Raw genomic sequence first — 16,526 nt, forward strand, 5'->3', positions numbered from 1 at the left:
TTTCTCCCCCCGCTGGACAGCGGGTCACGCACTGATTATGATTCGTCCTATGCTAAATTTCATTTTGTCATAGGTCAATAATGTTTGCCGGAAAAACCGCCAGCGATATCTTCGATCATATCCGCCATCTGGTGCAAAGCGGCGGGTTGCAGCCCGGAGAGGTTCTGCCGCCGGTACGCGAACTCGCCAGCCAGCTGGAGGTGAATCGCAATACCGTCGCCGCCGCCTATAAACGGCTGGTCACCTCCGGGCTGGCCGTCAGCCAGGGACGGAACGGCACGGCCATTAAAGCACGGGATCCGCTGCCGGCGCTGGAGGGCGGTGACCCAACGACGCCGCTGAACGATATCTCCAGCGGCAATCCGGACCCCGCCAGACTGCCTGAATTAACCCGTTATCTGAGCCAGCTTGCCCGCACACCACGCCTGTATGGCGATGCTCCCATCGAGCCGCGGCTTGGTCAATGGGCCGAGGCGTGGTTTGCCAAAGAGATAGCGGTTCCCTTTGCGGTGAATCTCGCCAGCGGAGCGATTGACGCCCTGGAGCGTCTGCTGTGCGCTCTGCTGCTGCCCGGCGACGGCGTGGTGGTCGAAGATCCCTGTTTTCTCAGCAGCATCAATATGGTGCGTTACGCCGGCTTTACCCCCTGCCCGGTGGCGGTGGATGCTGAGGGGATGGATCCTGAGGGCCTGGAGGAGGCGTTACGCAACGGCGCACGGGCGGTGATCTTAACCCCGCGCGCGCATAATCCTACCGGCTGTAGCCTGACGGAAACCCGGGCGCATGCCCTGCGGGAGGTGCTGGCCCGCTATCCGCAGGTGCTGGCGATCGTCGATGACCATTTTGCCCTGCTGTCGGCCACGCCATGGTACTCCCCTCTTCCTGCAAGCACGCAACGCTGGGCGCTGGTGCGCTCAATGTCAAAAACCCTCGGGCCAGACCTGCGGCTGGCCTTTATCGCCAGCGATGCCGATACCTCAGCGGCGCTGCGCCTGCGGCTTAACGCCGGCAGCCAGTGGGTCAGCCATCTGCTGCAGGACCTGACGCTGGCCTGTCTGACCGATGAGGCGTTTATCGCCTCGATGACGGAGACCCGTCGTCATTATCGCCAGCAGAATGAGAAACTGGCGGCGGCGCTGGCCCGGCACGGCCACAGCCATGCTACGCCTGGCGATGGACTCAATTTCTGGCTGCCGCTGCCAGCGGCGAGCCAGCCCTACGCCTTACGCCTGGCCCGCGCCGGCTGGCTGGTCCGGGAGGGGGAAATATTTGGTGTCCGAACGCCTGCGCACGGGCTGCGCCTGTCGCTGGGCCGTCTGAGTGACGCTGAGATTTCCCGCCTGGCGGCTGATATTGCGCTGGTCTTAAACCAACCCTGATGCAGGCCGTATCATTCGGCATGTTGAAGCATCTGCCGCACAGGTGAGTGATGGCAGCTGCCGATAAACTAATGAAAAAATAAACGAAAGCAGGCACAGTCTTACCTGCATACCCTGCTCGCCCGGACGAATAAAACAGTCCCGGTGGCGGAAAAATCGCTCACAAGAAGGAGCACCAGAGATGCATCACACTGACCTGGCACTGAAGGCGGTCATTGAAGCCTGCGACCGCGCTATCTCACAGGAAGATTACGATACCCTGATGGCCTATTACGCAGAAGACGCCGCGCTGGTCGTCAAACCGGGCATGGTGGTCAGAGGGAAAGAGAATATCCGCAAAGCCTTTATCGCCATTGCCGACTATTTCCAGCACCGACTGGTGGTGACTCAGGGGAAAATGGAGGTTATTGAAGGCGGCGGCAATGCGCTGGTGATTATGGAGACCCGGCTGGATATCCCGACGGCGGACGGGATATCCCAGGTCACACGGCGCGCCACCTATGTCTTTCAGAAGCAGGGCGAGCGCTGGCTGTGTACGGTCGATAACTCCTACGGCACCGACCTGCTTGATGATTAAATGCCAGCCCCCTGGCTAAAATGTTCTTCGCCGAACACGCCGGTGGAAAGGTAACGATCGCCGCGATCGCAGACGATCGCCACCACCACCGCGCCAGGATTTTCACGGGCAATGCGTAACGCGCCCGCCACCGCGCCGCCGGAACTGACCCCGCAGAAAATGCCTTCCCGCACCGCCAGCTGACGCATGGTATTCTCGGCATCCTGCTGATGAATATCCAGCACCGCATCCACCAGCGAAGCGTTAAAGATCCCCGGCATATACTCTGCCGGCCAGCGACGGATCCCGGGAATACTGCTGCCCTCTTCCGGCTGCAGGCCGACAATGGCCACCGGTTTACTCTGTTCGCGCAAAAAGCGCGATACGCCGGTAATGGTGCCGGTGGTCCCCATGCTGGAGACAAAGTGGGTGATACGTCCCGCGGTCTGCTGCCAGATTTCCGGCCCGGTGGTAGTGTAGTGGGCGTAGGGGTTATCCGGGTTGTTAAACTGATCGAGCAGTTTGCCCTCTCCGCGTTGCGCCATCTCAAGAGCCAGGTCGCGGGCCCCCTCCATTCCCTGCTCTTTGGTGACCAGAATCAGCTCGGCGCCGTAGGCACGCATCGCCGCCCGGCGCTCCTGGCTCATGTTGTCGGGCATCAGCAGCTTCATATGATAGCCTTTCAGCGCGGCGATCATCGCCAGCGCAATACCGGTGTTACCGCTGGTCGCTTCGATCAGCACGTCGCCGGGCTGAATTTCGCCGCGCTTTTCCGCTTCGACGATCATCGACAGCGCGGCGCGGTCTTTCACCGAGCCTGCCGGATTATTGCCTTCGAGTTTGACCCAAACTTCACTGCCGTTGTCCGGACCCAGACGCTGAAGCTTGACCAGAGGGGTATTGCCGATGGTGTGTTCGAGTGTATTCACGATTTTTACTCAATAAAAAAGCCGGGTTGCGCTTCGCTTACCCGGCCTACAAGACGCGTAAAAATTCCAGGCCCGGAAAGCGTAGCCTTACCGGGCGATAGACCTGCTCAATAAGCTATCAGGCCGACTCCGCCAGAGCAAGCTCGCCGCGCGGCTCGATACGCTCGGTACCGTTATACAGGCGCGCGTTTTGCAGGCCAACGAACAGCCGTTCGCCGCGGGACGGGGCCTCATCGCCTGCCAGCACCACGCTCAGCGGTTCGTCATACCACCCCAGAGGCTGAACGACTAATTGGGTGTAGTGCCCTTTCGGGCTGGCTTCCAGCACCTGCACCGGCAGCGGGGAATCCAGGCTGGTCCGGCGGCTGATGTCCACTTCCCACGGACGCAGGAACAGATCCACCGGCCCCTGGTATGTTGGGGTATAGCCTAACGGCCAGCGGTGCGCGCCAACGTGGAACTGTCCACCGCGGATAATGCCCTGTAGGCGGTTTACTTCGCCCATAAACTCCAGTACGAAACGGGTCGACGGTTCACGCCACACGCGCTCCGGGGCATCGGCTTGTTCGATGTTGCCCTGACTCATCACCACCACCCGGTCAGCAACTTCCAGCGCCTCTTCCTGATCGTGGGTGACGAACACGCTGGTAAATTTTAACTCTTCATGAAGCTGACGCAGCCAGCGGCGCAGCTCTTTACGCACCTGCGCATCCAGCGCGCCGAAGGGTTCATCCAGCAACAGAATTTGCGGCTCCACCGCCAGGGCGCGCGCCAGCGCCACACGCTGCTTCTGGCCGCCGGACAGCTGCGCCGGATAGCGATCCGCCAGATGAGCTAGCTGCACCATCTCCAGCAGTTTGGTCACCTTGGCTTTGATCGCCGCCGCATTGGGTCGTTCACGGCGCGGCAGCACGGTCAGGCCAAAGGCGATGTTATCGAACACCGTCATATGGCGGAACAGCGCATAGTGCTGGAAGACGAAGCCCACTTTACGGTCGCGGGCGTGCATCCGGCTGACGTCGGTGCCGTGGAAGCGGATATGACCGCTGGTCTGATGCTCCAGCCCGGCGATAATTCGCAGCAAGGTGGTTTTTCCGGAGCCCGAGGGCCCCAGCAGCGCAACCATTTGTCCGGAAGGGATATCCAGCGAGATATCATTCAGCACCTGGGTGCGACCAAACGATTTCTTAATATTGGCAATCTCAATGCTCATGATTTCCCTCCTGTTGCGCGCGTTCTTTCTGATTGGCCAGACGCCATTGCAACATACTCTTTAAAAACAGGGTCAGAATAGCCATTAACGTCAGCAGGGCCGCAGCGGTGAACGAGCCAACGGTATTGTAATCCTGCTCCAGTAGTTCAATTTGCAGCGGCAGCGACAGCGTTTCTCCACGAATCGAACCGGAGACTACCGACACTGCGCCAAATTCGCCGATGGCGCGGGCGTTGGTCAATACCACGCCGTACAGCAGCGCCCAGCGAATATTCGGCAACGTCACCCGGCGGAACATCTGCCAGCCGGAAGCGCCCAGCAGCACCGCGGCTTCATCTTCATGACTGCCCTGGCTCATCATCACCGGCACCAGCTCGCGCACCACAAACGGACAAGTGACAAAGATGGTCGCCAGCACCATGCCCGGCCAGGCGAACATGATCTGCAGGTTATGCGCATCAAGCCAACCGCCCAGCGGGCCGTTAGAGCCATAAAACAGCAGATACACCAGACCGGCCACCACCGGCGAGACGGCGAACGGGATATCCAGTAACGTCAGCAGCAGCTGGCGGCCGGGAAAAGTAAAACGTGTCACCAGCCAGGCCAACAGCGTACCGAACACCAGGTTCACCGGTACGGTAATCAACGCAATCATCACCGTCAGCCAGATGGCATGCAGCATGTCCGGGTTGGCCAGGTTTTCCAGCACCGGCATCAGCCCTTTGCTGAAGGCCTGGATAAAGATATAGAGCATCGGCACGACGAGGATGAAGGCGGAGACCACCATCCCGACGCCAATCAGAAACCATTTCCCCCAGTTGATGCGGGGCGCGTCGTAGCGTTTCAATTGAGTAACTTCCGCCATTAGTGACCTACCACGCGTCGACCAAAGCGACTCTGCAGGGTATTGATGGAAAAGAGCAGCAGCAGTGAGGCGGCCAGGATCACCGAGGCGATCGCGCTCGCCGCCGGATAGTCAAACTCCTGCAGACGAATAAATATCATCAGCGAGGTCACCTCTGTCTTCCACGCGATGTTGCCAGCGATAAAAATCACCGCGCCAAACTCGCCGAGGCTACGGGTAAACGACAGGGCAATGCCCGCCAGCAGCGCCGGCGACAGCTCCGGAAGCACCACTTTGCGGAAACTCTGCCAGCGCGTCGCGCCCAGCGTTTCCGCCGCTTCCTCATACTCGGGTCCCAACTCCTCCAGCACCGGCTGCACGGTACGTACCACGAACGGGATGCTGGTGAAGGCCATCGCCACGGCGATGCCGAGCCAGGTATAGGTCACTTTAATATCGAACTTCGCCAGCCATTCACCGTAAATTCCGTTAACCGAAAACAGCGAAGCCAGTGTCAGGCCGGCCACCGCCGTCGGCAGCGCAAACGGCAGATCCATTAAGGCATCCAGCAGCGTGCGGCCAGGAAAACGATAGCGAGTGAGGATCCAGGCCATCAGCAGACCAAAGACGCCGTTAAAAATCGAGGCCACAAACGCCGACAGCAGCGTCACCTTATAGGCCGCCACCACCTGCGGATTGGTGATCACATCCCAGTATTGCGCCCAGCTCATCTGCGCCAGCTGCATCACCAGCGCGCTGAGTGGTAATAACAAAATCAGACAGACAAACAGCAGGCTGGTGCCGAGGCTCAGGGTAAAGCCCGGCAGCACGCGCTTGGACGACACAGCAAACATTACTTACGCCCCGCCGCCAGCAGTTTGTCCAGTTCGCCGCCGCTGGCGAAGTGGGTTTTCATCACCTCAGGCCAGGAGCCAAACTTGTCCTCTACGCGGAACAGCTCGGTCTGCGGGAATTTATCCTTCAGGGCGTCCATCACTTTCGGGTTGTTTACCCGGTAGTAGTAGTCGGTAATGATGGTTTGCGCCTGCGGGCTGTAGAGCCAGTTCAGGTAGGCTTTCGCCGCCTTTTCCGTGCCATTGGCTTTGACGTTTTTATCCACCCATGCCACCGGGAACTCCGCCAGAATGTTGGTTTTCGGGATCACCACTTCAAATCCCTGCGCCTCATACTGCTTACGAATATTGTTCACTTCCGATTCGAAGCTAATCAGCACATCGCCCAGGCCGCGTTCAGCAAAAGTGGTGGTCGCCCCGCGTCCGCCGGTATCAAAGACTTCGACGTTCTTCAGAAACTGGGTCATAAACTGTTCGGTTTTGGCTTTATCGCCGCCGTCGGCTTTATCCGCCGCGCCCCATGCCGCCAGGTAGGTGTATCGGGCGTTACCCGAGGTTTTCGGGTTCGGGAAAATCAGCTTGACGTCAGAGCGAACCAGATCGTTCCAGTCATGAATGTTTTTCGGGTTGCCTTTACGCACCAGGAAACCCATCGTCGAATAGAACGGTGAGCTGTTGTTCGGCAGGCGGCTTTGCCAGTCGGCCGGGATCAGGTTGCCTTTGTCATGCAGGATCTGCACGTCCGTCACCTGGTTGTAGGTGACCACGTCCGCCTTCAGACCCTGCAAAATAGCCAGCGCCTGCTTGGATGAACCGGCATGCGACTGCTTAATCGTCAGCGTGTCCCCGCCATTGTCCTTCGCCCACTGCTGCTCAAAAGGCGGGTTAAGGGCGGCAAACAGCTCGCGGGAGACATCATAGGAGCTGTTCAGCAGCTCCGTCGCCTGCGCCTGCGCGGCCAGCAGCATGGAAGCCGCCAGCGCCAGATATCCTTTTTTCAGTGATTTAACGGCCATTGCGCACCCTTATCAACGTTGAACATTTTCTGATGATCATCATATTTATAACAGGTACGAAAGGAGTAACGGTTTTATATACCGTTTGGCGATTTGGAAGTCGAAAAGAGAATAAGCAACTGGCAAAGCTTTGCTGAAAGCGGCTCGCAGATTAGACGTGTCATTGTGACAAACAGCAGCCAGGCGTGCACTGTGTTTATATGAAAAACACACAGATATTTGCTCATCAGCTCAGACGTAGCTTAACGCCCGCAGAACGTCGACCAGGGTACTGACTGCGCAACCGCCATTTTGCTTGCTATAAGTTTCGCCGCCAGCATCCCGTTGGTCCCTATATTCTCGATTTTGCCTGCTGCGCAACACGGCTGGCGATTGAACTGGACGGCGGCCAACACGATGGAGGCGTGCCTACGATGTTCGCCGCACCCGCTGGCTACAGAGCCAGGGATGGCGGGTTTTACGCTTCTGGAATAATGAGTTTGAAGAGTATGAAGATGCGGTGATGCAGAGAATACTTGAAGCGCTTGAGTCGCCGATGCCCTCACCCCGCCCCTCTCCCTGAGGGAGAGGGAGAAAGAGAGTCCGCACGCAGATTCCATAACCGCACCGAACGGTTCCCTCTCCCCCCTGGGGAGAGGGTTAGGGTGAGGGGGAAAATTACAGCGCCTGGATACGCTCCAGCGACGGCGCGAAGTAATAACCGCCGGTCACCGGTTTGGTGAAGCGCAGCATCGCGTCGCGTTTGCCGTCGGTATCGCCGAACATGCTCAGCAGCTGCTGCTCGATGTTATACAGGCGCGCGCAGTAGGCACAGAAATAGAGACCATGGGTGCCGCTGGCGGTGCCGTACGGCAAGCTCTGACGGACGATTTTCAGCCCTTTGCCATCTTCTTTTAAGTCCACGCGGCTCAGGTGCGACGTGACCGGACGCTCGTCGCCATCGATCTCTTCGTTGGCTTCTTTGGTACGGCCGATCATCATCTCCTGATCCGGTACGCTCATGCGGTTCAGCTGTTTGAGATTATGCTCCCAGCGCTGGACGAACACGTAGCTGCCGCCCGCGTCCACACCGTCTTTAATGACTGCCACTTCGCGGCGGGTTTCTTCCCCCGCCGGGTTTTCGGTGCCGTCGACGAAGCCGCTGAGATCACGCTCTTCCACCCAACGGAAACCGTGGATCTCTTCTTTCACGTCGATAGCATCGCCAAAGGCGGCCATCGCGGCCTGCGCTACCGAGAAGTTAACTTCATGGCGGGCGGATAAAATATGAATCAGCAGGTCATACTGGGTGGACGGCGCCAGCCCTTTGCCGTAGACCGGAAAATCTTTTAACTCTTCCGCCCCTTGGCCGCCGCTCAGCTGACGCCAGACGTTATTGCCGAACGCCACCACCGCCCCGAGTTTGGCGTCGGGGAATTTAGCCTGGAAGGTGGCCACGTTATCGACAAAATTTTTGCTCGCTTCGCGCAGGGCGTTAACGTCCCCTTTGACATTGGCTTCAATCCAAATCGCCGCGCGGCAATGTTCCGGCAAAATGCCGCTCTGAACCTGAGACATCGCTCCTCCTGAAATGATGCAACCGCAACGCTGTCGCGTTGCTAACGCGCCATTGTAACCGTTTTTCAGGACTGTCGTGTCTCTTCAGATCAATTTAGCGACGCCAGATAATTTTGCTGACCTTCCAGTTTTTCAGGGTATCGTCGGAGGGCATCAGCTCGTCCGGGCCGCTCCAGTGGCCGGTAAAGGCATAGCTGATATGCTGGCTCCCCTCGGCCTGACACTCGACGACCGCGCCATTGTCATTGCTGCCTTTCTGGCAGTTGCCGAAGGCTTTGCTGTACAGGTCGCTAAACGGTGTGCCAATTTTCACGCCGCTGGCGGTTTTGATTTCGGCATCACGCACGTCAATCCGGCTGATGGTACCGTTGTCGCCATTGATGGTCAGCGCCACGCTGTTGTCTTTCAGCGCTTCAAAATAGTGGACGATATTGCCCTTATCGGTCTTCATCCCGCTGCGTAAACGGTAGTCGCTCCCCAGCGCATCGCTAATAGCCTGTTCATTGAGCGGCGTGGAGGCCGTCAGTTTACCCACTCCCTGCTCGGTCACCTCGGTGGAAGCGCCAAACCAGTTCCACGGATAGGCCGCCGACCAGTTGACTGCGCTCATCGTGGAGCAGCCGGTCAGCGCCAGCGGAAGCGCACAGAGCATTAAACGTAGCGATTTCATATCACAATCCTTTCTGAGTCATTCAACGCATGTTGGAGTTCACGATCGGCAAAAAGTGCCCTTAAAAGGTGGTCTGGCGAAAACAGGCGCCCAGGCGACGGCTGGTTAACAGCCACCACAGGGCATAGCCATCCGCCACCAGCAGCCCGATAGTTAGCGAGGAGGGAGATTCGCCGCTCAGCCATAGCATCGGCTGCCACAGCAACAGCAGCAATTGCGATAGCACCAGCAGCCAGCGCATCGCCCGCCACACGCGCGGCAGGCGCTGACGATAGCCGCTAAGCAAAAAGGCAAGCACCGCCGGCACGCCGGGGAGTAAACCGAGCCAGAAGCGGTCGTGATCGGGATAGAACAGATTAAGAATCGCGTCGCCCTGCTGGCGCGATGCGCCGGCCATCAAAAACAGCACCCACGTGCGCGCCTGCAATAACAGCACGCACCAGAAGAGCAAAGGCAGACGCAGACGGCCATGGGCATCAAAATCGGCGGGGATAAACTCAGTATTCTTCATCTTCGATCAGGCGCTTGCCCAGGGTCAGGACATCGGCGTATTCATAGCCCAGCCGCTCATACATTCCCTGCACCACGTCGTTGTCTTCACGGACCATAATGTTGATTTTCGGGCAGCCGCGGGCAATCAGCTTTTTCTCGAGCCGGTTGAGCAGCGCGTTCGCGATACCCCGGCCACGATATTCCGGATGGACGCCGAGATAATAGGCCGATCCGCGATGACCGTCATATCCGCCCATCACCGTGCCGACCACTTCGCCATTCACTTCCGCCACCAGAAACAGGCTAACGTCATGATTCAGCTTGCGCTCAATATCCATCTCCGGATCGTTCCACGGGCGCAGCAGATCGCAGCGCTCCCACAGCGTCACAACCTCTTCGAAATCCTGCTGGCGAAAAACGCGAATCTCCATGGTATTCCCCACCATTGACGGTTAAAAACAGTGATTATGGCGCGAATATAACTGATAGCCAATATCAGGCGAAATCAGCGACAAAAAATGGCATAATATGACTTTGTCATGTATTGAAATGAAAAGTAAAACAATTCTTATTTTGAATGGTCGTAACGGCAAACGCGATACGATATAACATTGGACATCACTTGTTTACAATTCAGGCCGAATGAGCACTTTTAAACCCTTAAAAATACTTGCTTCGCGCCGTCAGGTGCTGAAAGCCGGGCTGGCTGCGATGACGCTGAGCGGCGTCGCCGCGCAGGTCAGCGCAAAAGAGCAGCCACTGAAAACATCAAATGGACACAGCAAACCCGCCGCTAAAAAGGCCGGCGCCCGCCGCGTTGTGATGCTCGATCCGGGCCACGGCGGTATCGACACCGGGGCTATCGGCCATAACGGTTCGAAAGAGAAGCATGTGGTGCTGGCGATCGCTAAGAACGTGCGCAGCATTTTGCGCAGCAACGGCATCGACGCCCGCCTGACCCGTACCGGCGATACCTTTATCCCGCTGTACGACCGCGTGGAGATTGCCCATCAGCACGGCGCCGATCTGTTTATGTCGATCCATGCCGACGGCTTCACCAACCCGAGCGCCGCCGGCGCCTCGGTGTTTGCGCTGTCAAACCGCGGCGCCAGTAGCGCCATGGCAAAATACCTCTCCGATCGCGAAAACCGCGCCGATGAAGTTGCCGGTAAGAAAGCGACCGATAAAGATCATCTGCTACAGCAGGTGCTGTTCGATCTGGTGCAGACCGACACCATTAAAAACAGCCTGACGCTGGGCTCGCATATCCTGAAAAAGATCAAACCGGTGCATAAGCTGCACAGCCGCAATACCGAGCAGGCGGCGTTCGTGGTGCTGAAGTCGCCGTCCATTCCGTCCGTGCTGGTGGAAACCTCGTTTATCACCAACCCGAACGAGGAGAAACTGCTCGGCACCACCGCTTTCCGGCAGAAAATCGCCACCGCGATTGCCAACGGCATTATCAGCTATTTCCACTGGTTCGATAACCAGAAAGCCCATTCGAAGAGACGTTAATGAAACCCGATGCCGCGCAGGTTAAAACTTTTCTGCTCCAGCTCCAGGACAACCTTTGCCAGCAGCTGAGCGCTGTCGATGGCGCACCGTTTATTGAAGACGCCTGGCAGCGGGAAGGCGGTGGCGGCGGGCGCAGCCGGGTGTTGCGCGACGGCAACGTGTTCGAACAGGCCGGGGTTAACTTTTCTCACGTCCATGGCGATGCGATGCCCGCCTCGGCAACGGCCCATCGCCCGGAGCTGGCCGGACGCAGCTTTGAAGCCATGGGCGTCTCGCTGGTGGTTCATCCGCTTAACCCCTATGTGCCCACCAGCCATGCCAACGTGCGGTTCTTTATTGCCGAAAAGCCTGGCGCCGACCCGGTGTGGTGGTTCGGCGGCGGCTTCGATTTAACCCCTTACTACGGCTTTGAAGAGGATGCCGTCCACTGGCATCGTACCGCCCGCGATCTGTGTCTGCCGTTCGGCGAAGCCGTCTATCCGCGCTATAAAAAATGGTGCGATGATTACTTCTATCTCAAGCACCGCCAGGAGCAGCGCGGTATCGGCGGTCTGTTCTTTGACGACCTGAATACCCCGGATTTTGACCACTGCTTCGCCTTTATGCAAGCGGTCGGGAACGGCTATGCTGACGCCTATTTACCCATCGTCGAACGCCGAAAAGCCACGCCGTACGGCGAGCGCGAGCGCCACTTTCAGCTCTATCGCCGCGGCCGCTACGTCGAGTTCAATCTGGTCTGGGACCGCGGCACCCTGTTCGGCCTGCAGACCGGCGGGCGTACGGAGTCGATTCTGATGTCGATGCCGCCGCTGGTGCGCTGGGAATATGATTATCAGCCCGAGCCCGGCAGTCCCGAGGCGGCGCTGAGCGAGTTTATTCAGGTGCGCGACTGGCTGTAACGGCCGGATGGCGGCTGGCCACCCGGCAGCGGCGTCGCTTCGCTCACACCCACTGGCGCAGGCGATGGTGCAGCGTCATCGACGGTTTCTCAGCAAACAGCTGCTGATAGTCGGTGGCGAACTGCCCCAGATGCCAGAATCCCCACTGCATGGCCGCCTCCTTGACCGTCTCCCGCTCTGACCAGGGACTTATCAGCTCCCGGCGTACGGCGTTCAGACGGATCCGTTTGAGCCAGGCGTTGGGGCCAATCCCCAGAATCGCATGGAAGGCGTTTTGCAGGGTGCGACGGCTGACGTACAACTGCTGGCACAGGTCGAGAACGGTTAGCGGCTCCGCGCTGTTTTCCAGCACATATTCGCGGGCCTGCGCCAGCAGACGGCGGTAGCTCTGGTGGCTGATACTCTCCGCGCTCACCATCGGCTGCGCCTCTTCGAGCATCGTCCCCATCGCCAGCAACAGATTATCCCGCAGGACTTTACGCACGGCCGGCTGATGAAGGGTATCCGGATGCTCGCTGAAGGTGGCCAGCGCCTGCTGCACAAACCCCCACAGCGCGGCCTTATGCGGCTCCCGAACTGCCAGCGCTGACTGGTTGCGTAGCATATGCAGCACTCGCTCCGGGTGGTGCAGGAAACTGGCATGGCGAGAAATCACCTCCTCTGAAATCACCACACCGAGGATGGTGTAATCATCCGGCGTGCTGAGCTCGAACTCCGTACCGCCGGGACGGGTGGCGATTTCTGCCCGGCCCAGGCACTGCGAACCAATAAACCCCTGCTCTCCCCGCGCCGCCGGAATACCAAACCAAAAGGAGTTCGGCCAGACCACGCAGGACTGGCGCAGCGCCAGCCCGGTATATTCGCGAAAGACCTGGATCTCATCGAGCAGAATTTCGGTAAACTCGCCGCGAAACTGCCCCGGATGCAGCTGATCGTAAATCTGTTGCCAGGCGGTAATGGTCAGGGCGTGCTCATACACATCGGTTGTGTGTCGTTGATGAATATTGTCAATTTCAACCTGGGGCGTCAGCCTGGTGTCTTCCGGCAACGCCTCGCAACAGAGATGGTGCAAATTTGCAGAACGACGCTTTTTCATAATCGTTAAAGCCGGGGGCAAGCCGCTCCCGGCACCTCCGACAGGTTATGGATTTTTGAGACGATAGCGGCTACTGCGTTTGCGTAGCGTCCCTGCGGAAAAGAGCTGATCCAGCGCCTGGCGGGCCTTATCCAGCGGCCAGGCAAAATGCGCGGCGACCTCGCCGGCCGTCATGCCCTGACGAACTGATGCCAACAGCGTCAGTAACGCTTCCGATGATGCCGGGTCAGCAGGCGGCAGGGGCGCTGGCGGCGGTGGCTGAAAGCCGCCGATCAGCCACTGGGTATCCTCTTCCGGACGGCCGATTTCCCGACGGCTGATCACACATCCGGTTCGCTCCGCCGCTACGCTTCCGGCATCCAGCGCGGCACGACAGGCCGCCAGATCCCCCTCCACCACCAGCGTCAATCTGCCGGGGTCGAGCACTTCATGACTGAGCAGGCGCACATTGGCCGCCTTGAGCATGGCATCCGCGGCGTCTACAGCGGCGACCATGCCCTCCACTTCCAGCAATCCCAGCGCATTGATCATCGCTCCCTCCGTTACGCACGCTGAACAGGATGACGGGCAATATCGAGAACGGCATCGGTAAAGGCGTTGCAGGCGGCTTTACAGGCGGCCTGACTTCCCGTCAAAAAGGCGGCCGAATAGTTGGTTTCCGACGGCGGCGGGACGTAGGTCACCAGCTGAACGTCGGCAGACTTCATCGCCGCATCGATGCCGTACGTCGCCTCCAGCGGCGGCGCCACCAGATAAGCGATCGGATCGCCCAACGCGATGCCAGCGGTCGATGAAAGATAAGAGCCGGTACGCGACACCACGTGCGCCAGAAACGCGGTATCTTGCGCGTCGTTAGCCCACTGGAACGCCGCCCCGCTTTCAATATGCGCCATCATGGCATCCAGCCCGGCGCGAACTTCCGCCGGGTTCGGGCCGCCGAGCATAATCAGCACTTCACCGGCGGTAGGCGACGGGCCGTGAGCCGCTCCGGCATACAGGGAGCGGCCATAGACCACCTCCACCATCGCCTGCTTTGTCGCTTCATCGGCGGCAATATACGTCACGTCATCAGAATCTGCCGTGATGAGTCCGAGGCTACGTATATGTGGCGGTAATTTAAGCTCCCGGGCAAAACCGTCATTCACCGAGGCAATTACGCGCACGGCAGTGACCGAGGGTCGAATCAAATCTAATGCGGGCATGATGCCTCCTTAACGGCTCATGTTGATACCGGAGGCTTTCTGCTCCAGCATGCGTTTGGCTAAATCCACGATCACCGCGGCGGCTTCTACCGGCGGGGTGCCGCCCTGGTGAATATTGGAGATACAGGTCCGGTCGGCCTCGACGGTGGTCGCCACCCGCGGGGAGTACACCGCGTAGCAGGAGAGGCTCTCTGACTGGCCAAGTCCCGGGCGCTCGCCAACCAGCAGGATCACCACCTTCGCGCCGAGGATCTCGCCGATCTGATCTTCAATCTTGACGCGGCCATAGCGCACGAAGAACGGCGTCCCGACCTTCAGACCCGCCTGTTTCAGGCCGGCAAGCAGCGGCGGCAGGATCTCTTCGTAGTTGGCGGTGATGGCATCCGTCGACAGGCCATCGGACACCACCACCTGCACATCCGGATCCATCACGCACTGCGCCTTCAGCGCATCGATGGCCTCCGGACTGAGACGGCGTCCCAGATCGGGGCGCGTCAGGTAGCGATTTTTGTCGCTGATTTCCGAACGCACTTCCAGCAGCCCCTGCGCTTTCACCCACGCCTCCGGCACCTCTTTGAGCACCGTATCTTTCGAGCGCGAGTGATCCGCCAGGAAGCGCAGCAACGCGAGGGTGCGCGGACGCGGACCGGCGCGACCGGTGCAGACGCGCGCCGCGGTGCTGCGTTTCAGTTCGGTCAGCACTTCGGCGCGGTGCGGATGTTGTACGCCAATCCAGGCTTTCGCTTCCGCAGAGCCCAGATCCAGCGCGCAGCTTTCCACTGTTGCGTCGGTGGCGCACGCGGCAGCGTGGCAGGCCGGCGTCGTCGCTACGGGGGCCTCTGGCTGTGTCTGTGGCTGTCCCATTGACGCCATTACGCTGCGTACAATGTCTTCAATCTGTTTTTGATCCATGATGTGTCATCCCCGCGTCATCAGAAGAACAGTGACGGATCGCCCGCCCGTTTGGTCAGACGACCATTTGCCATAATGCCCATCCGTTCCAGCCAGCCTTCGAACTCCGGTGACGGACGCAGACCCAGCAGCTGGCGCACGGTCGCGGTATCGTGGAAGGCGGTAGTCTGGTAGTTGAGCATGATGTCGTCGCCGAGCGGCATGCCCATGATGTAGTTGCAGCCAGCGGTCGCCAGCAGGATCATCAGGTTTTCGTTGAGGTTCTGATCGGCATCGGCATGGTTGGTGTAGCAGCAGTCGCAGCCCATCGAGATGCCGCTCAGCTTGCCCATAAAGTGGTCTTCCAGCCCGGCGCGAATAATTTGTCGGTCGTTATAGAGGTACTCCGGCCCGATAAAGCCCACCACGGTGTTGACGAGGAACGGATCGTAGTGCCGCGCCAGGCCATAGTTACGCGCTTCCATCGTCACCTGGTCGGCGCCGAAGTTAGCGCCCGCGGAGAGCGCCGAGCCCTGCCCGGTTTCAAAGTAAAGACAGTTCTCCCCGGCGATGCGGTTAAACTCCGCCCCCACCGCCCGCGCTTCATCAAGCATCTCCAGTTCGACGCCGAACTCTTTTAGCCCTTTTTCGCTGCCGCAGATGCTCTGGAAGATAAGCCCCCCCGGCGCGCCGCGGCGGATAGCTTCGATCTGGGTGGTGACGTGCGCCAGCACACAGCCCTGGGTCGGGATGGTAAACTTGTCGATCACCCCGTACACCGTATCCAGCACGCGACTCAGGTTCTCCACGTCGTCAGTGACCGGGTTGACGCCAATCACCGCGTCGCCCGCACCGAAGGAGAGCCCTTCGTAGATTTGCGCGGCAATACTCTGCACGTCGTCGCGGGTATCGTTCGGCTGCAGGCGGCAGCTAAAGGTCCCCGGCAGACCGATGGTGGTATTGGCTTTTTTGATCACCGGCATTTTTTTGCCGCCGTAGATCAGATCGGCGTTGGAGCAGATCTTGGCCACCGCCGCCACCACCTCGGAGGTCAGCCCTTTGCGGACAAACGCGATATCGTCGCTGGTGACCTCGTCGTTGAGCACGTATTCGCGCAGGTCGCTGATGGTCCAGTGTTTGATCCGCTGATAGGCGGTTTCGTTCACGTCATCCTGGATCAGGCGCGTCACGCAATCCTCCTCATAGGGGATCACCGGGTTATTGCGGATATCGGCCACCGTCATATCGGAGAGCACCTGCTTGGCGGCCACGCGCTGCTGCGAACTCTCCGCTGCCACGCCCGCCAGCACATCCCCCGAACGCAGTTCGTTGGCTTTCGCCAGCACCTCTTTAACATCCTTAAACTGATAAACATTGCCGAACAATGTGGTCTTTAGTTTCATAAGTCGTTCC

General features: G+C 59.1%; 18 protein-coding genes and 1 pseudogene. 5 read left to right on the plus strand and 14 right to left on the minus strand.

Annotated elements, in window-relative coordinates; translation table 11 throughout:
• Positions 1-80: 80 nt before the first annotated feature.
• Both ptsJ and HMPREF3142_RS25235 read left to right on the plus strand, forming a co-directional pair.
• Positions 81-1,379 carry a MocR-like B6 salvage transcription factor PtsJ gene (gene ptsJ / locus HMPREF3142_RS25230; protein WP_063106011.1) on the plus strand — a complete coding sequence of 433 codons (1,299 nt, stop codon included), beginning with the start codon at positions 81-83 and terminating at the stop codon, positions 1,377-1,379.
• A gap of 181 nt (positions 1,380-1,560) precedes the next feature.
• Positions 1,561-1,956, plus strand: a complete 396-nt coding sequence (locus tag HMPREF3142_RS25235; RefSeq protein WP_008803870.1) for a YybH family protein — start codon at positions 1,561-1,563, stop codon at positions 1,954-1,956.
• Here the strand turns inward: HMPREF3142_RS25235 and cysM are convergent.
• The 5 genes from cysM to cysP form a co-directional block, all read right to left on the minus strand.
• Entirely contained in the window at positions 1,953-2,864 is a 912-nt protein-coding gene (gene cysM, locus HMPREF3142_RS25240; RefSeq protein WP_012540938.1) for a cysteine synthase CysM, read from the minus strand. The two genes, HMPREF3142_RS25235 and cysM, sit on opposite strands and share 4 nt — an antisense overlap.
• Positions 2,865-2,982: 118 nt before the next feature.
• On the minus strand, positions 2,983-4,077 hold the full coding sequence (cysA, locus tag HMPREF3142_RS25245; RefSeq protein ID WP_012540937.1) for a sulfate/thiosulfate ABC transporter ATP-binding protein CysA: 1,095 nt from the start codon (positions 4,075-4,077) through the stop codon (positions 2,983-2,985).
• A complete protein-coding gene (cysW, locus tag HMPREF3142_RS25250) occupies positions 4,067-4,942 on the minus strand; it encodes a sulfate/thiosulfate ABC transporter permease CysW (protein WP_008803867.1) in 876 nt (291 codons plus the stop codon). Before cysW ends, cysA begins: the two co-directional genes overlap by 11 nt.
• On the minus strand, positions 4,942-5,775 hold the full coding sequence (gene cysT / locus HMPREF3142_RS25255) for a sulfate/thiosulfate ABC transporter permease CysT (RefSeq protein WP_002913626.1): 834 nt from the start codon (positions 5,773-5,775) through the stop codon (positions 4,942-4,944). Before cysT ends, cysW begins: the two co-directional genes overlap by 1 nt.
• Positions 5,775-6,791, minus strand: coding sequence for a thiosulfate/sulfate ABC transporter substrate-binding protein CysP (gene cysP, locus HMPREF3142_RS25260; protein WP_008803866.1), 1,017 nt, complete (start codon positions 6,789-6,791; stop codon positions 5,775-5,777). The genes cysT and cysP overlap by 1 nt, the downstream gene beginning before the upstream one ends.
• Before the next feature lie 200 nt (positions 6,792-6,991).
• On the opposite strand from cysP, the pseudogene HMPREF3142_RS28690 reads away from it, so the two are divergent.
• Positions 6,992-7,353, plus strand: a pseudogene (locus tag HMPREF3142_RS28690) (endonuclease domain-containing protein).
• Positions 7,354-7,448: 95 nt separating this feature from the next.
• On the opposite strand, the gene HMPREF3142_RS25265 reads toward HMPREF3142_RS28690, so the two are convergent.
• The 4 genes from HMPREF3142_RS25265 to HMPREF3142_RS25280 form a co-directional block, all read right to left on the minus strand.
• On the minus strand, positions 7,449-8,348 hold the full coding sequence (locus HMPREF3142_RS25265; protein ID WP_064144455.1) for a Dyp-type peroxidase: 900 nt from the start codon (positions 8,346-8,348) through the stop codon (positions 7,449-7,451).
• 94 nt (positions 8,349-8,442) lie between these two features.
• On the minus strand, positions 8,443-9,018 hold the full coding sequence (locus tag HMPREF3142_RS25270; protein ID WP_008803863.1) for an RpoE-regulated lipoprotein: 576 nt from the start codon (positions 9,016-9,018) through the stop codon (positions 8,443-8,445).
• A gap of 61 nt (positions 9,019-9,079) precedes the next feature.
• The gene (locus HMPREF3142_RS25275; RefSeq protein WP_012540932.1) at positions 9,080-9,529 is read right to left on the minus strand and encodes a DUF2919 domain-containing protein; all 450 of its coding nucleotides are present in this window, start codon (positions 9,527-9,529) and stop codon (positions 9,080-9,082) included.
• Complete coding sequence (locus tag HMPREF3142_RS25280) at positions 9,516-9,941, minus strand: GNAT family acetyltransferase (RefSeq protein WP_002913637.1); 426 nt, start codon at positions 9,939-9,941, stop codon at positions 9,516-9,518. The genes HMPREF3142_RS25275 and HMPREF3142_RS25280 overlap by 14 nt, the downstream gene beginning before the upstream one ends.
• Positions 9,942-10,152: 211 nt before the next feature.
• Here HMPREF3142_RS25280 and amiA point away from each other — a divergent pair, with 211 nt between their 5' ends.
• Together amiA and hemF are read left to right on the plus strand one after the other, a co-directional pair.
• Positions 10,153-11,025 carry an N-acetylmuramoyl-L-alanine amidase AmiA gene (amiA, locus tag HMPREF3142_RS25285; RefSeq protein ID WP_008803861.1) on the plus strand — a complete coding sequence of 291 codons (873 nt, stop codon included), beginning with the start codon at positions 10,153-10,155 and terminating at the stop codon, positions 11,023-11,025.
• Complete coding sequence (gene hemF / locus HMPREF3142_RS25290; RefSeq protein ID WP_023298048.1) at positions 11,025-11,924, plus strand: oxygen-dependent coproporphyrinogen oxidase; 900 nt, start codon at positions 11,025-11,027, stop codon at positions 11,922-11,924. Before amiA ends, hemF begins: the two co-directional genes overlap by 1 nt.
• 43 nt (positions 11,925-11,967) lie before the next feature.
• Here the strand turns inward: hemF and eutR are convergent, their stop codons facing one another.
• From eutR to eutB, 5 genes are read right to left on the minus strand one after another with little or no spacing between them, the layout of a single operon-like run.
• Positions 11,968-13,020, minus strand: a complete 1,053-nt coding sequence (gene eutR / locus HMPREF3142_RS25295) for an HTH-type transcriptional regulator EutR (RefSeq protein WP_046881853.1) — start codon at positions 13,018-13,020, stop codon at positions 11,968-11,970.
• A gap of 45 nt (positions 13,021-13,065) precedes the next feature.
• Positions 13,066-13,551 carry an ethanolamine utilization microcompartment protein EutK gene (gene eutK, locus HMPREF3142_RS25300; RefSeq protein WP_008803858.1) on the minus strand — a complete coding sequence of 162 codons (486 nt, stop codon included), beginning with the start codon at positions 13,549-13,551 and terminating at the stop codon, positions 13,066-13,068.
• An 11-nt stretch (positions 13,552-13,562) separates the two neighbouring features.
• Entirely contained in the window at positions 13,563-14,222 is a 660-nt protein-coding gene (gene eutL, locus HMPREF3142_RS25305; RefSeq protein WP_049152911.1) for an ethanolamine utilization microcompartment protein EutL, read from the minus strand.
• 9 nt (positions 14,223-14,231) lie between these two features.
• Complete coding sequence (gene eutC, locus HMPREF3142_RS25310; RefSeq protein WP_012967471.1) at positions 14,232-15,134, minus strand: ethanolamine ammonia-lyase subunit EutC; 903 nt, start codon at positions 15,132-15,134, stop codon at positions 14,232-14,234.
• A gap of 20 nt (positions 15,135-15,154) precedes the next feature.
• A complete protein-coding gene (gene eutB, locus HMPREF3142_RS25315; RefSeq protein ID WP_008803855.1) occupies positions 15,155-16,516 on the minus strand; it encodes an ethanolamine ammonia-lyase subunit alpha in 1,362 nt (453 codons plus the stop codon).
• Positions 16,517-16,526: the final 10 nt, after the last annotated feature.

The organism is Klebsiella sp. HMSC16C06, assembly GCF_001808325.1.
In the GTDB taxonomy this organism is placed as follows: domain Bacteria; phylum Pseudomonadota; class Gammaproteobacteria; order Enterobacterales; family Enterobacteriaceae; genus Klebsiella; species Klebsiella variicola.

Bases quoted from the DNA above. Each gene is read 5' to 3' on its own strand.
- ptsJ (WP_063106011.1), top strand. From the start codon at position 81: ATGTTTGCCGGAAAAACCGCCAGCGATATCTTCGATCATATCCGCCAT.
- eutL (WP_049152911.1), bottom strand. From the start codon at position 14,222: ATGCCCGCATTAGATTTGATTCGACCCTCGGTCACTGCCGTGCGCGTA.
- HMPREF3142_RS25280 (WP_002913637.1), bottom strand. From the start codon at position 9,941: ATGGAGATTCGCGTTTTTCGCCAGCAGGATTTCGAAGAGGTTGTGACG.
- cysA (WP_012540937.1), bottom strand. From the start codon at position 4,077: ATGAGCATTGAGATTGCCAATATTAAGAAATCGTTTGGTCGCACCCAG.
- eutR (WP_046881853.1), bottom strand. From the start codon at position 13,020: ATGAAAAAGCGTCGTTCTGCAAATTTGCACCATCTCTGTTGCGAGGCG.
- hemF (WP_023298048.1), top strand. From the start codon at position 11,025: ATGAAACCCGATGCCGCGCAGGTTAAAACTTTTCTGCTCCAGCTCCAG.
- amiA (WP_008803861.1), top strand. From the start codon at position 10,153: ATGAGCACTTTTAAACCCTTAAAAATACTTGCTTCGCGCCGTCAGGTG.
- eutC (WP_012967471.1), bottom strand. From the start codon at position 15,134: ATGGATCAAAAACAGATTGAAGACATTGTACGCAGCGTAATGGCGTCA.
- eutK (WP_008803858.1), bottom strand. From the start codon at position 13,551: ATGATCAATGCGCTGGGATTGCTGGAAGTGGAGGGCATGGTCGCCGCT.
- HMPREF3142_RS25265 (WP_064144455.1), bottom strand. From the start codon at position 8,348: ATGTCTCAGGTTCAGAGCGGCATTTTGCCGGAACATTGCCGCGCGGCG.
- HMPREF3142_RS25270 (WP_008803863.1), bottom strand. From the start codon at position 9,018: ATGAAATCGCTACGTTTAATGCTCTGTGCGCTTCCGCTGGCGCTGACC.
- cysT (WP_002913626.1), bottom strand. From the start codon at position 5,775: ATGTTTGCTGTGTCGTCCAAGCGCGTGCTGCCGGGCTTTACCCTGAGC.
- HMPREF3142_RS25235 (WP_008803870.1), top strand. From the start codon at position 1,561: ATGCATCACACTGACCTGGCACTGAAGGCGGTCATTGAAGCCTGCGAC.
- cysW (WP_008803867.1), bottom strand. From the start codon at position 4,942: ATGGCGGAAGTTACTCAATTGAAACGCTACGACGCGCCCCGCATCAAC.
- HMPREF3142_RS25275 (WP_012540932.1), bottom strand. From the start codon at position 9,529: ATGAAGAATACTGAGTTTATCCCCGCCGATTTTGATGCCCATGGCCGT.
- eutB (WP_008803855.1), bottom strand. From the start codon at position 16,516: ATGAAACTAAAGACCACATTGTTCGGCAATGTTTATCAGTTTAAGGAT.
- cysP (WP_008803866.1), bottom strand. From the start codon at position 6,791: ATGGCCGTTAAATCACTGAAAAAAGGATATCTGGCGCTGGCGGCTTCC.